The sequence below is a fragment of the Flintibacter muris genome, assembly GCF_943192995.1.
GTDB classification, from domain to species: domain Bacteria; phylum Bacillota; class Clostridia; order Oscillospirales; family Oscillospiraceae; genus Lawsonibacter; species Lawsonibacter muris.
In genome coordinates this window covers 1-13,297 of record NZ_CALPCP010000023.1, presented here as the reverse complement: position 1 = coordinate 13,297, position 13,297 = coordinate 1, and the positions used below count along the sequence as shown (strand labels likewise).

The window sequence follows — 13,297 nt, the reverse complement described above, 5'->3', positions numbered from 1 at the left end:
TCTCCTCCTAAAATCCGTTTCGTGTTAACCCCTTCTTGAGTGCCTGATAAGCCCGCCCGGAGGACAAAACCTCCGCCTGTGTTTTGGCGGTGAAGGGGCGAGGGTAAGGCTGGCGGAAGCTGGCGGCCCCTGTTTCCACCACATGGGCCAGTGACACGCCGTAGAGCCGTCCGTCCTGGAAGGGCGCGGTGTTCCAAACCTCCAGTGCAGCAAAGTTCTCTTCTTCTTTCACTTCTGCCCTGATTTGGTCCCAATCCCCCAGGCCCCCCGCCTCCATCCTTCGGCTATCCATTGCCATAGGGCTGGCATCGTAGGAATATACCTCGTCAAGGGCTTTTATAATCATGGTAGCCCGCACCTCGTTGGCTACCTCATGTTCCAGGGAATCTGCCGCCGCTTGGGACACCTTCGACAGAAAGGTTTTGTATTTGTCAACAAAGCTCATCATATCGCCTCTCCCAAGGTCTGCGGCCAGGCCCTGGGAGAGGCGGGGGAACAGTACCGTTCCCCTCGCCTCGTCTCTTAGCTCACGCCGCTGTCACGGTAATGGTATACACGATATCGCTCTTGTTTGTCTCAGACACAGTCAGGGTGAAAGACTTGCTGCCGCCGGTGGTATCCACGGTGTAGGTGGGCGTGGTGGCGGTGCCGCCAACGGTCACATCGGAGGCGTCGGTCCCGCCCACAGCCGCACTCTGCCCAGAGACCAAGGATACCTCCAGCACCACACTGGTAGTGCCATTGGCCACATTTACCGCCACGGCCCTGTCTGCGCCGCCGCCGGTGATGGTGTTGCTGGCATCAGGGGCAGGGTTGGTCATAGTAAAGGTCACATCGGCGGTGGGTACGGGAGCCGGGGTACCGCCGGTGACAGTCACCTTAGCCGTAGTGGTCAGCTTCTTAGAGCCGTTGGAGGTGATGGTCACATCGGAGGTACCCGCCGCCACGCCGGTCACCACGCCCTGGCCGCTCACAGTGGCTACGGCGGGGGTGCCGGAAACAAAGGTGAGGTCGGTCATCAGGGGCGTGCCTAAGGAGCCGTCGTCCATCACATACTTCACAGGGATGGGGACGGTGGCGCCCACGGCCACATCGATCTCGCCGCCGCCCACGACGGCCAGCCCGGTGGCAAACTGCTCGGCGGAACCATAGAGTTCCAGCACCATGTAGGCCAGCTTGGGGGAAGCGGAATTGCCGCACTGGATACCTGCCTCACAGGCCTCGTCGTAGCTCAGGGCGGTTCCATTCATCACGGTAGTGGCCGGCGTAGTCTGGCTGCCTTCGGTGGAGACATCGCCGTTGAACTGCATCCGGGGAATGGTAATGTACAGGGTTCCTACCCGGGAGCCGTTCATGGGGTTGGCCTCCTTGCTCTCGGTGGCGTACACCGGGATGGAGATCAACGTCCGTACAACGGCGGGGTTCATCAGGGTCTCCACAGAGAACTGCTGGGCCCCGGCGTTCACGGTGTAGTAGTGGACACAGTACTTCTCCCCCGCTGTGGCAGTGAAGTCCTGAATCTGCATTGTAGTGGGGTCGATGGTATAGGCAGTTCCGTCGTTGCCCACATAACACACGATCTCGCACCCGCCCAGAGGAGCCACAGGGGTCTGGGAGACAATCAGGGATGTCCCGGCGGCCTCCACCACCTCGTCTACAGGCACCACGCCATTGTAGGTCACGTTGCCGCCCACAGCCAGGGCACGGCCCGTCAGGGAGAAGTCAGCGGCGGTCAGGTTCATGGTCAAAGAGGGGGTGTCGGGAATCTGGATGACCACCGGATTGCCGATCCCAGCGTTGATGGCCCCCAGGTTCACGGTGCTCTGAAGCTGGCTGGTGCTCATTTTGTTGCTGTAGTAGACCAGGTCGTTGGTGCCCGGGTCAAAGCACTTTACGTCCATGGTACCTTTGGCGTACAGGGGTCGGTTGTTCAGGTTTGCTTTAATCAAGAAAATCATTCCTTTCCTTTTATCATTATGTTATAGCTTTCGCTGGGTCAACAAGGTCCTATTTCTGTTTAACAGAGTCTGATAGCCGTCCGGACAGGGCACTCAGGGACTCCACGCCCACAAGGCCTTCCTCCCGGTCAAATTTCCAAGAAGGATAGGGGTTGCCGCCCTTGAACTTCCCGCCAGCGGCCAGGGTGATGTTTGCCATACAGAATCCCTCACTTCTGTCAATGGCCCGTTCCATTCTCTGGAACCGGCGTACCGTCCATCCCAGGATGTCATTGGGGCCGCTATGGCTTTTCAGCGCCACAGAGGCAATCAAATCCTCCAGGTCCGCTTTGAGGGGCGGGCCCCCGGAAGAAAGATCCTGCTGCGCCTCCAAAAGCTCCAAATTGGCCCGCTCGTCGGGCAGTTCCAGGCCGTTTTGCAGGGCCAGCAGCTCCCTCAGGGAGCCAAAGTTCTTTTTGGTAATCTCCACCCGTTTCTCCCCCTGAACGACCAGAAGAGAAGTGATCTTCTCACTACCCCCCTTGTCAAAGGGGTGGGGAGATTCTGTTACAAGGTAAATGGGGAGATTGTCTTCATCCGGTAGCCGAAGGGACAATTTCAGCATGGCACACAGTCTTGGAAAGAGACCCATACCGATCAGCCCCTCTAGGTAGGGCACCGTGGACCAGGGAAAGGGCCAGCTCTGCTGAAGAGCGGTGATACTTTCCTTTGCTGTCAAGAAGAGGGGGTAGTCCCTCATCAGGACGGGATAGATGGTCAGGCCGTTCCACTCCTCCGGCTTGCCTAAAATCGTATCGGCCCAATTCATCAGCTCGCCCCCCAGGTCAGTCCCAAAATCAGCTGCCGTCCCACATTAGTCCCCCGGTCGTCGATGGCCCAGGAACCGCAGTTGGGATTTTGGTTGTGGTCGTAGTACAGGGTGCCCACACCGTTGATGTTCACTCCGTTTAGGGCCTCCATCAGTGCACACTCCATCGCCCACACCCGGGAAAGGGCTGTTCCAGCCGCTCCCTCATAGATCACGTTGGTCATGCACTCAAATATAATGGACAGTTCGCAGCGGTGAACCACTCGGCCCACACCCGGCCCCATGTACATTCTCAGAAGGGTCTTGCCCACATACTCTGTCTGGGCAATGTAGGCCTGGGGGAAGATACGGTAGAGTTTTTCACTGGGCGGATCGGTCTGTCGCATGGGGTCAAACACCACGTCCCGTTTTTGCTGCGGTGTCGGGAGAGGTTGGGACAACGGGTCCCCATCGTCGTAGAAGAGGTACTTCATCAGCCTTACCCGGGGGTAGTCGTTGTCCTTCGGCGGGTCATAGCCAGGGAGGGGTAAATCCAACAGGTATTGGCAAATCTGCCGGGGGATATGCTCCGCACCCCGCAGGGTCATATACCGCTCATCCCGCTGATAGGGATATGTGGGAGAGATCAATCCTCCTCAGCCTCCTCTGTGGTTTTCTTCGCCCCTTCCAACGCTTTCTGCAGCTCTTGCACCACCTCGGGGGTCAGCCCCAGGCGCATGGACTCCTGAAATCGATTGAAGGGATCGTTCTTCTCGGCGAGTCGTGCGGTAATCTCTTTGTCGAGCAGTTGCAACATCTCCCAGAAATCCTGGTTGTCGGGCCGCCCTTCATGGAGCCTGTCGTAATCCTCCAAGGTGAACTGGAACTCCGGTTTTTCCTTATCAAGCCCGGAAGTGTCGATCTTGTGCCAGCAGAAGCCTTGAAGGATATACTCCTCCACCAGTGCCCGCCCAACAATATTCTCTCTCCAAAAACCACTCTCGGTCTGTTCTATGCACCCGGGGGTGAGAATCTGGACAATGGCGTATTTCCGGGCCAGGGGAATGTAGGTCTCAGCCTTTTCGAGGCTTTCTGCGGTTAGTTTTCTTTGCTCCACTGGATTTGACCTCCTTCGTTTTTTCTTCTGTAAGGCCCCCTTCACAAAGGGGGCTGTCCGCCGTAGCCTGACTGAGGGTTTTCCTCTGTAGGGACCGCTGCATTTCAGCAGGAGAAAATCCTCCGTCATCCGCTTCACGGATGCCACCTCCCCTTGCGGAGGGAGGCTTGAACTTCCTGCACCCCTGATATCCTGTATTCTCATATCTCCGGGTGTCGGAGCAATAATACTGATGGGCGCAGTAGCTCCCATCCTGGCAGAAGATACAGGGGGAACCGTTTTTTCTCTGCCCCTTAGGGCAAACTGGCCTGTTAATCATCATCTTACCTCGCAGTTAATTTTATTTTGGTAGTCAGAGTATTCTTCCCATCTGTGACTGTAACCGTCAAGGGGATATCACTGGGAAAATAGGCAGTCAGAGTTGCGGCTTTTCCATCCAAAACGGCTTGATACAGCCCCTCCGGTCCCTCAAAGTTCCATGCCACGTCCTCACCGCTCTCCACAACCAGGGTCAGGTTCTGGTAGATGGGCAAGGAACCGGGCACTGTACACGCCCATACAAGGGAATTCCAGGCAGTCACAGTGATAGGGATATCGGTATATATCCCTGGATTTTGCTCCAGGCTGCAGCGAACTGTTCCCTCTCCGAGGGATACAGCGGCCACATTTCCGTCCTTATCCACTGTCAGCTCAGGGGACAAGCTCTCCCACAAGTAGGACACCTCCCTATCCGGGGTCTGCCCACAGCGTAGAGAGGAGGGGGTAAACTGCGCAGTCTGTCCCTCCCTCATCTCTCTTGGGCCATCCACCGATATTACCCACGAAAAGGTTTTCCCATCGGCAATTCCCAGCACCAAGTCGTCCCGCTCGGTGGGCTGTTGGAAATAGAGAGAGAAGTACAGCAGCCGTACGGAACTTTCGTCTGTGGAAAATTCCAAAATGTAGTCGCTCAGGCCCCGCACAGCGTACACAGCCCGTCCCATGGCGATCCGGTCGTTTTCTTTCAGCCCCATTGTCTCGGGGTTATACTGCATCACGCAGTTGTTGTAGTGGTCCGGAAGGCCCTGATAGATGTTGTACTCGTTTGCATTTGCCCTCGTGGCGGCCCGCTCTACCACAAAGGGTTCGCTTAAAATGTTCCCATAGTAGTCGTAGCGTGTCCAGTTCCGGTTGCACCGGCGGACTATGGCGGTGGAATACGCCCCGCCGATATTATCCGGGTTGTAGGCTAACCAGCAGTTTTTCCAGAACCATACTTTGGCCCCGGTGGGGATGTAGTCGATATCCCGTCGGCGGAAAGTGATGGTTTTCCAGTCATTATGCCGGGAATTTTCGGAAATAGAGGCTGAGGGAAAGATATCGGCCGCCCGTATCTCATACCACCCTGTCCCCCAAAAATCGTCGGGGTCCAGCCCCTGCACCTGAGCCCCAAAGAAGTCTGTGGCGTAGGGAGCCATCTTTTCCAATATTCGTCGGGCCGGGTCATCCATCCAGAGCTTCAACTGACCGGTCTCCTTCTGCAGAGGTCCGTTTCCGGCTAATTGAGAAGATGGAGACAGCAACATGGCATTTTTCATGGTGTTCTCAATGGACAATTTTCCGCCCTCCCTCAAATCCTCGGGCTGTTCTCGCTCTCTTGTCCAAATCCTGCGGCCTTGGCCGCCTCATAGGTAATGCCTCCGCGCCTGTGGTCAGACTTGGCCATGCTCAGGTAGTTGGAGCACACCACACCGTGGGCAGTCCAGGGCAGCCCCACCATGGCGGTAAGCCAGGGCAGGGCCCCGGTGTAGCCGGTGCGGATGCAGTAGGCAGCCAGAAGCAGCCCGCCCACTGTCACCACCCATAGCAGCGCCCGGATATCGGAGATCAGCCGCTTCGAGAATTCCTGTTCCCGCTGGACTCCGGCCTGCCGTCTCCCTCTCATACCAAGCCGCACTTAATCGCGAAGGCGTACAGCAGCTGGGCGGCCTGTTCCCGGGTGAGCAGGTCCTCCCACATGTAGTTGGGCTGGCCGTCAGGGCCAGGGTCGCCGCCGGCAAAAATGCCCCGCTCTACCACAAACTTCCGGGCCGCCTCGCTCCAGTCCCCGCAGTCGTTGTCCCGCAGGGTCTGCCGGTACTGCTGCATCGCTGTCGCGAACATCTGATTGAATTTCTCCTGATCCACATCATCATCTCCTTTGTTGTACTCCCTGGCGTCAATGAGCCAGTACTGCTTGACCTCCCGCTTGAAGGTCTCCGGGTCGCCGTTGAGCCGCTTGTCCTTGGTACTGGCAGGGTCGTTGATCCGCACCTTATCATCCCAGGCCCACAGCAGGATGTAGTGCCCACCGCTGGTCCAGGTACCGGGCCCCATCAGAGCGACAGCGTAGTAACCCTCCTCCAGATACCCCTTCACCTGGTCGTGGACGGGGTGGTCCGGCTTATTGTGGAGGCTGGAGCCCAGCAGCTGCTTGCAGTCGATCCCGAAAGCCTTGAATTGAGGGACGAAGTAGCTGTAGTAGGTGCCCTGGTTCAGTGCCTTGTAGCCGTGGTCCACCGACCATTTGCAGGCATCCACCGGGGTAAAGGTCTGACCGGTAAGCGTCTCAATGGCCATAGCTGCCGCCGTGGGGCCGCATCCGGAACCGCCGATAGTGGCGCTCTCCCCTTTTACCTGGTAGGGCAGCGCTTTCCAGCGCTTGTCCGTCTGGAGGTAACTGACAGGCCGCTTATTCATCCCGCACCGCCCCTGCCGCACTCTGAACGTCCTCCACGGCCTTCTTGACACTCTCTGCGTCCACCTTGCCCTCGGTAATGATGTAGGCGATCACCGACGCCGCCGACACCACAGCCCCAGATACTTGGGCCATAGTCCCCTCGTCCAGCCCGAAGACCATGGCCAGCCCGGTGACGATCCCCGCTGCCGCCGCCCACAGCTTCCGGCTGCTCAGCTTCCGTTTCCAATCGATCTTTGTCATATGTATGCTCCTCCTGTTATGGTTTGTTGATGTTCTCCAGGTCGCTGATCCGGCGGTTGGCCACCTTGATCTTCTCCTCCTGGACCTCGGTCCGCTCCTCCAGCTTGTAGGTGCGCTCAATCAGGTTGTTGTGGGCCTGCACCCGTTTCTCCAGCTGCTCCAGCCTGTACTGGGTCAGCTTGGAGGAGATCAAGATACCCCCAAACGCCCCGGCCCCGGAGCCCGCCAGGCCAATGATGGCTACAATCACAGCATCACTCAATGCTTACACCTCCTCGGTTTTAATTCCTGCGGTCAGCTCCGCACTTGCCGCTGACTGGGGCGCCGCCTTGTAAGCGGTCTGCGTCAGGAATTCTGTCAGCTCGGCGGGCAGTTCAATGGTGGGCTGGTCGGTAGCTTTGGTAAACTCAAGAAATACTAAGACTTTAGCGTTGTCAAAGTAAGCGGCATTATGGTATATTTGTATTTTATTTTCTGGCTCAATTAAGGCTTGGGATAAATAAGAAACATCTAATGGATAGGGTAACGCAATATATACAGAGTCGGAATAACGCACTATACCTCTAAAGTTAATAACAGAATCTATAGATTCTGTTATGCCGGATTCGAGGACAGTCGCTCTTTCCGCTGAACCGCTGCCAGAAGCAAGTCTTGTGATGTAGATGCGCCGATAAATCGGACGGCCATCAATCCACTGTCCCACCACCTGCTCCTCCAGGGAGTAGATATCCTGCGAGGAGCAGGACGGGATTTCGAGTATTTTCCCGTTGGAAACAATTTTCATGCGCTCACCTCCGGGTCGGTGGTTTTGGTGTATTCGACTACGCAATAAAACGGAGCTCTATTCAAGATGGAGCTGACATTTTTGTAGTTCAAATCCCCATTCCACACAAAAAAATTCATGGTCCAATCACCATCAGAACAAGGTACATTCATCCATCCATAAGCTGCTTGGATAGAGCCATATTGTCTTATCACCCATTCGACATTGTATTTTGATACAAAGCCGTCTAATATAGAAACTCCACCATTATTAACTGTCCCGGTTCGCCCCTGAACAACCAGTCTATAAATCGGCTTGCCGTTGATCCAAGTGCCTATCTTGATTTCTTCGGTGGAGTAGACGTCCCCGTCGGAACTCCCGCCTGGGCTTTCGGCGCTCCCATCATCTACAATGTATGTCCCCTTGGATTTCTCTGCGTCTGATAGTGCGTCGAACTCCGCCTGAGTGAGGATGCCGCGCACGGGATTGTCCACGTTGAGGGTGTCGCCGTCTTTGGACAGGCCATCACCGGCAATCAGAGCGGTCCCGCTGCCAGGAGGGCCAGGAGGCCCCTGTTCTCCAGGTTCCCCTTTTTCGCCCTGGGGACCGGGCGGGCCCTGTGGTCCGGGTTCCCCTTGTGGGCCAGCGGGCCCTTGTTCTCCCTGCGGCCCTTCCGGGCCGGTTGGGCCGGGGTCTCCCTTCGGGCCAGGTGCCCCGTCTGCTCCTGGAGGTCCTTCGGGGCCCTGAGGGCCAGCAGGTCCGGCCTCTCCTCGCAGGCCCTGGTCTCCTTTTGGTCCTTGCGGGCCTTGTGTGCCTGGATCTCCCTTGGGAATCCCGAAATTGAATATAGGGTTGGCATCACTTCCAGTACGGATTACGGTCGCCTCGCTCCCTGCTGGCAACGTTTCGGCGGTGGCCCGGATGCTGGGGACAACCCCACCACCGCTGCCGCCACTTTCTTTGGGCCCAAATGCCTCAGTCGCAATGATGTGATTTAACGGAGAAAACCCATTCACTTTGTCTTCACCGCCAATCCCTGTGAATTGATCGCATATACAGCGTAGGGATCAAGCACCATGATCCTGTCTCCTGGGTACAGCTTTTCGTTTTGCTGGCATTTGCTTCTCCCGGTCTCGTCGTCGCACTGCCAAAGGGTGATCTGTCTGCCACCAGCTTCCGCCGCATAATATCCATCCAAACGGAAATAATGATTCTCCATTTCGTACCCCTCCTCTCGTCTCGTCTATAAGAACGTACCCCTCACGCCTCCAACGGTCCGCATATAGGCACAGTTATATTCGTACTGCCGTAATTCCTCGTTCAGGGTGGCCGCCAGGCTCCGCCGCTTCTCCTCCTGCGCCCGGGTCCAGTTGGCCTCGTTGGGCGGGGTAAAACTCCGGTCTGTCACCTTAGCTTCTCGGGGCAGCCACGCCGAGGTAAAGCGGTTCTCCCATACTGACTGTACGCACAGCCCCAAAAGCCGCTTCATCTCCGGGGTCAGCTCGTTTTCAAAATAGCCGTCGGTATAAAAGTCAAAATCATATACCGTACCAGGGACGGTCTCTGCAACAGTTACCTCCCCGGTTTCCGGGTCATACTGTACATCCACAGAAGTCTCAATGGGGTTTCCATACCGGTCCTCCTTCCGAATCACCCCGCTGCACAGCTCATAACCAGTCATCCCGGTGGGGATTGTCGCCGGTCCTGGCTCCCCTTCCGGAACAGTCCAGAGGAAGGAATCATATTTCGGTTCCGTCCCCCTTTTCAACCACAGAATGATCTCCGGGGGCCGGTTGAACCGGGGGATGGCCGAACGCATATAGAGGGACATTTCCCGGAAAAATCGCGCCGAATTGTTTTTCAGCTTGTCTGTCATGCGGTCGTCGTTGATAAACAGCATGGCGTAGTCGCAGATGATTTCACTCCAGCCAGTCACGGGAAATGTTCCTCCTTTTTAGTCTTTGTTCATACCCTCCAGAATGGGCCTGAACATACCCCCAGGAATGATCTCTTTAGAGAGGTTGTTCAGGGGTTCGACCTTCTCCCGGGACACCCGGTTGTCGCCCTTCTCATAGGCGGTGATAAACCGGGTAGCGGCAAACTCCTTATGCTCCGGGCAGAGCTTAGAGAATAGGGTTTTCAGCTCGGACAGGGGCATATCCAGCAGCCGATCAAAGGCGCTCGTGTCCAGTAGCTCACCCTCCCGGTAATCCACACCATAGCGCCGCCGCTCCTCCTCGTTCAGCCCGGAGCAGACAATCAGACTCCGGTCCTTCAGCAGGGATCGAATCACAGGGGTCATGAACTTACCGCCGAACTCCTTGCGGGGAATCTCGATGTACCCACCTACACCGTTGAGGGACCCGTAGTCCCCCAGAGAACAGACGTTGTTCTGAGATACTGCCGCCAGGAATGTCAGTTCCACCACGCCGTCAGGGGCGGCAGGACGGGCGACCGCCTCCAGCTCTGCTACCCGGCGGCGCAGAGCATCCAGCTCGTTCTCCTCTAAAGCCCCCCTTCCTAAGGAGGGGAGAGTTGCTGCAGCGGCGGGGGGATTCTCACCCTCCACAATGGCAGCGGTGTCCTTATCGCCCCACACCTCCAAAGGCTCCCCCACAGAAGGGGAGCTGTCAGCCGTAGGCTGACTGAGGTGGGTATCCTTAATCTCAACGTTCTTCTTCTGTCTCGCCATATTTATTCCTCCTTAACCGCCAGTGGAACCCACGTTGGTTATCACGGCAATCTTGCTGCCCATGACCACCTTGGTGTCCATCACAGCAGTACAGTCGATGTAAATGGACATATCGCCAGTGTCAGTGGGATTCATCTCCACCACCAGGGGAGAACCGTCAGCGAAGGCGGTGTAGATGGGGGCGTAGGCGCTCCCAGCACGGCCCGCGATAATGATGGTGTCGCTGGGGAACATCATCTGGCCGGTGGTATTCACCGTGCCAGGAAGAAGGGACTGCTCGATCTCGAACAGGGGCACGCCGCCCACAACGCCCAGGAATCCGTTGCGCATCCACTCCTGGCCCAGGCCGTAAGTGAGGGCGGCGTCAGAGGGAGTGCCCTTGGGAAGCACCTGCTGCAGGGCAGCATAGGTGCCGTAGGCCACCAGCTGATTGCGGTGCAGGCGATTGGCGGCGGATACGCCCATAATAGCGCTGGCCCAATTGGCGGAGTTGTAGGTGATAAACTTCAGGTATGCGGGCAGATAGATGGTGTTAGTGCTGATCTCATTCACCGCCTGGGTGAAGTTGCCCATGTTCTTGTTGTAGTAGCCCGCAAGAATGGCGTTATAGAAGTAGCCAATATCATTGTCATTAGCCACCAGCTGAAACCACTTGATCTGTACTCGGCAGGAGGAGGGACGAGGGTTCAGCGTCACGGTATCATCGTAGAGGTGATTGAGGGAGGCCGACCGGGAGGCACCCCAGCTGGAGTCCTCAAACACGAACCAATCGTTGGAGTGCACCGTAACCTCCTTGGTCTGCCCCAGGGGGACGGTAGTAGACTCCATCAGCCGTCCCGCCACATTGGAAATGACGTATGGAAGAACAGGAGTGATGACCTCCTGCACAATCCCGGCCAGGGTGGCAAGGAAGGTCTGGTTACGGCACAGGGACAGGTCGTTCTTCACCTGCTCCACATTCTCGGGGGCGGGCTTGCCCTGTACAGCATAGGCCCGGGCGGCGCAGAACATCAGAAGTTTTTTCCGGTGCCCGGTGGACAGGTTGGCATAGCCGATCTCATCCAGCTTTGGGGTGTAGCCCTTGTCCCCCCGGATGGAGTTGGTGGCCCGACCATTGCACTCCAGGGTCAGCAGCCGGCCAGTGGCAATCAGGTCAGACCGGGAGATACCCCCCATCTTCTGGCCGTCGTCGGCCACCTTCAGCTGGTCAACAGGGAAACTGTTCAGCATCAAACTCATGGATTTTGGACAGCGGGATCACCTGGAGCTTCGCCTGGGTCGGGGTTTTGCTGATTTCATTTGCCATTTATAGTCCTCCTGATTAAAAATATTGCCTATTATTCGTCCCTGCGGTTGGAGACGCATGGGTATGAGGCTATCAAAGAAGCTGATACCATCACAGGCCAAAAGACATTGATCAGGGTGGAGAAGTGCAAGTATGCGCCACCCGGAAAGAGGGCAACGGCCAGCTTGCTTTATGGGGAGGGTGTGTGCGCATGAAGGACAAATGCCCGAACGCGTGGAAGGTGGCCCAGGAGCTGGCTCAATGCAAGCACCCGGAGAAGGTTTTAAGCGCCCTGACGGTGCTGCTTGCGTCTAACCTCGACATTTTCCAGATAACGGTAGAGGAGGTGGAGCAGGGTGGGCAATAATGGGAAGTTTAACAATATTTTGAATAGATGTAAGCATCCCAGGAAAGTATATAATGTTCTAGCCGCTATCGCCGCACAAGAGGCCCGAGAGACTTTCCCGGAACGCTTCACGGGAAGGACTGACCAAGAGATTATCAATGAGATTGCCAGCGTGGTCCAACAGGCCGAAAAGGAGGGGATTGGAAAATGAAGAAGGAGATCATCGAACTGTTGGAGAAGGCCGTTGATCGGGACCTTGACCTGATTCTCAGGTTTATCCGGGGATTGTTACGGTAGACGGCTATGGGGTAGCAAGTTTGGCAGAGGGCTGGGGGAACACCCCGGTCCTCTTTATTGTCCCGCTCCAGAAGGGGCCTCAGAGGAGGCGTAGAGGGTGTTGCAAATTTGCAGGACCCCTCACTCTTTTTATGTCCTCACAAATCTCACTTCTGATACCCCGCCCTGTGGAAAGAATGGACAGCCCCCCGGCGGTGATGGTCGGATGGTCAAAGTTGCCCCCTATTGGACAAAAATGTCCGAAAGTCCAACCCGGCCAAAATTGGCCGGGTTGACTGGGGGGATTTTCCCCCTCGGCGGCAATATCGCAAGAAGTTGCGACAATCCAATTTTGGAGAGCGCAAATCTGCGCTGTGCGATATCGCACCCATAGCCCCGAAATACCGAGGGAAGTAGCTTGCCGGACAAAGCGCTGGTAACCTCCCCTAAACTGGGGAGCAAAAATCCGCTGATGAACTGCCCCCAAATCTGGGGTCTGCTGAAAATTAAGTACTCCCCCAAACTGGGGGGCAAAAGCACCATGCCACGAATGGACTCTCCTCTGGAGCGGGATTTGATGTCCGGTTTATGGGACACCTTTGACCCTTTAATTGACCCTTTAGCCGCTTCTCTACCCTTTACAGCAATTTACTATAATTAAAACATCTATTTTTTCTTCAATACTGAACTTACACTGTTTTACGGGATTTACCGAATAAAAACGGCTGTTTTATAATTCGAATCCTTCTCCGGCTGCCAAAGAAAAATCGCTGAAAGCCTTGTGATTCAAGGGGTTCAGCGGTTTTTTTGTTTCTGTTCGGGCGGGAGACACATACGAGTAGCTGGCATGGTGTTATTTTCCTTTCCGCTGATTGCAACGCAAGCATAGCCGAAAGGCATGGAGAAAGCTATTACCATTACCACTAAGGAACCAGAGGCAAACCAAGCATAATCACCAATGTGAACAGATCGGATAATGAAAAAGCTGCCCACGGGTCTGTCTGGGTAACCAGCAGACTGTGGGCGGCGGATTTCTTTTTATACTAATCACCAATAAAAGCATTTAAAATCCAAATTCTCCCTGTAATGTGAGAGATGAGCTCAGGCAGGAGGG

19 protein-coding genes are annotated in these 13,297 nt (G+C 56.0%); 2 read left to right on the top strand and 17 right to left on the bottom strand.

Annotated features, from left to right (window positions below; all coding sequences use genetic code 11):
- Positions 1 to 7 precede the first annotated feature (7 nt).
- The 17 genes from NFS22_RS15540 to NFS22_RS15460 form a co-directional block, all read right to left on the bottom strand.
- The gene (locus NFS22_RS15540) at positions 8 to 448 is read right to left on the bottom strand and encodes a hypothetical protein (RefSeq protein WP_251318621.1); all 441 of its coding nucleotides are present in this window, start codon (positions 446 to 448) and stop codon (positions 8 to 10) included.
- Between the two features lie 79 nt (positions 449 to 527).
- Positions 528 to 1,949 (bottom strand): hypothetical protein, encoded by a 1,422-nt coding sequence (locus NFS22_RS15535; protein ID WP_251318620.1) that lies wholly within the window; start codon positions 1,947 to 1,949, stop codon positions 528 to 530.
- Between the two features lie 58 nt (positions 1,950 to 2,007).
- Entirely contained in the window at positions 2,008 to 2,766 is a 759-nt protein-coding gene (locus tag NFS22_RS15530) for a hypothetical protein (RefSeq protein WP_251318619.1), read from the bottom strand.
- Positions 2,766 to 3,395, bottom strand: coding sequence for a hypothetical protein (locus tag NFS22_RS15525; protein WP_251318618.1), 630 nt, complete (start codon positions 3,393 to 3,395; stop codon positions 2,766 to 2,768). The genes NFS22_RS15530 and NFS22_RS15525 overlap by 1 nt, the downstream gene beginning before the upstream one ends.
- Positions 3,392 to 4,066 carry a hypothetical protein gene (locus NFS22_RS15520; RefSeq protein WP_251318617.1) on the bottom strand — a complete coding sequence of 225 codons (675 nt, stop codon included), beginning with the start codon at positions 4,064 to 4,066 and terminating at the stop codon, positions 3,392 to 3,394. Before NFS22_RS15520 ends, NFS22_RS15525 begins: the two co-directional genes overlap by 4 nt.
- A gap of 119 nt (positions 4,067 to 4,185) precedes the next feature.
- Positions 4,186 to 5,457: a hypothetical protein gene (locus NFS22_RS15515; protein ID WP_251318616.1), complete on the bottom strand. Its 1,272-nt coding sequence runs from the start codon at positions 5,455 to 5,457 to the stop codon at positions 4,186 to 4,188.
- Positions 5,458 to 5,471: 14 nt separating this feature from the next.
- On the bottom strand, positions 5,472 to 5,786 hold the full coding sequence (locus NFS22_RS15510; RefSeq protein ID WP_251318615.1) for a hypothetical protein: 315 nt from the start codon (positions 5,784 to 5,786) through the stop codon (positions 5,472 to 5,474).
- A complete protein-coding gene (locus NFS22_RS15505; protein WP_251318614.1) occupies positions 5,783 to 6,580 on the bottom strand; it encodes a C39 family peptidase in 798 nt (265 codons plus the stop codon). Before NFS22_RS15505 ends, NFS22_RS15510 begins: the two co-directional genes overlap by 4 nt.
- Entirely contained in the window at positions 6,573 to 6,821 is a 249-nt protein-coding gene (locus NFS22_RS15500; protein ID WP_251318613.1) for a hypothetical protein, read from the bottom strand. The genes NFS22_RS15505 and NFS22_RS15500 overlap by 8 nt, the downstream gene beginning before the upstream one ends.
- Before the next feature lie 16 nt (positions 6,822 to 6,837).
- Positions 6,838 to 7,083, bottom strand: a complete 246-nt coding sequence (locus tag NFS22_RS15495) for a hypothetical protein (protein ID WP_251318612.1) — start codon at positions 7,081 to 7,083, stop codon at positions 6,838 to 6,840.
- 3 nt (positions 7,084 to 7,086) lie between these two features.
- Positions 7,087 to 7,605, bottom strand: a complete 519-nt coding sequence (locus NFS22_RS15490; RefSeq protein ID WP_251318611.1) for a hypothetical protein — start codon at positions 7,603 to 7,605, stop codon at positions 7,087 to 7,089.
- Positions 7,602 to 8,078: a hypothetical protein gene (locus NFS22_RS15485; protein WP_251318670.1), complete on the bottom strand. Its 477-nt coding sequence runs from the start codon at positions 8,076 to 8,078 to the stop codon at positions 7,602 to 7,604. The genes NFS22_RS15490 and NFS22_RS15485 overlap by 4 nt, the downstream gene beginning before the upstream one ends.
- Positions 8,079 to 8,119: 41 nt before the next feature.
- On the bottom strand, positions 8,120 to 8,443 hold the full coding sequence (locus NFS22_RS15480) for a hypothetical protein (RefSeq protein WP_338147981.1): 324 nt from the start codon (positions 8,441 to 8,443) through the stop codon (positions 8,120 to 8,122).
- Positions 8,444 to 8,596: 153 nt separating this feature from the next.
- On the bottom strand, positions 8,597 to 8,803 hold the full coding sequence (locus NFS22_RS15475) for a hypothetical protein (protein ID WP_251318610.1): 207 nt from the start codon (positions 8,801 to 8,803) through the stop codon (positions 8,597 to 8,599).
- A gap of 24 nt (positions 8,804 to 8,827) precedes the next feature.
- Positions 8,828 to 9,520, bottom strand: coding sequence for a hypothetical protein (locus NFS22_RS15470; RefSeq protein WP_251318609.1), 693 nt, complete (start codon positions 9,518 to 9,520; stop codon positions 8,828 to 8,830).
- Positions 9,521 to 9,538: 18 nt separating this feature from the next.
- Positions 9,539 to 10,276, bottom strand: a complete 738-nt coding sequence (locus NFS22_RS15465) for a hypothetical protein (RefSeq protein ID WP_251318608.1) — start codon at positions 10,274 to 10,276, stop codon at positions 9,539 to 9,541.
- 12 nt (positions 10,277 to 10,288) lie between these two features.
- A complete protein-coding gene (locus tag NFS22_RS15460; RefSeq protein WP_251318607.1) occupies positions 10,289 to 11,506 on the bottom strand; it encodes a hypothetical protein in 1,218 nt (405 codons plus the stop codon).
- 69 nt (positions 11,507 to 11,575) lie between these two features.
- On the opposite strand from NFS22_RS15460, the gene NFS22_RS24105 reads away from it, so the two are divergent.
- Positions 11,576 to 11,776 carry a P-loop NTPase family protein gene (locus tag NFS22_RS24105; protein WP_420908876.1) on the top strand — a complete coding sequence of 67 codons (201 nt, stop codon included), beginning with the start codon at positions 11,576 to 11,578 and terminating at the stop codon, positions 11,774 to 11,776.
- Positions 11,773 to 11,928, top strand: a complete 156-nt coding sequence (locus NFS22_RS15455; RefSeq protein ID WP_251318606.1) for a hypothetical protein — start codon at positions 11,773 to 11,775, stop codon at positions 11,926 to 11,928. Before NFS22_RS24105 ends, NFS22_RS15455 begins: the two co-directional genes overlap by 4 nt.
- Positions 11,929 to 13,297 lie beyond the last annotated feature (1,369 nt).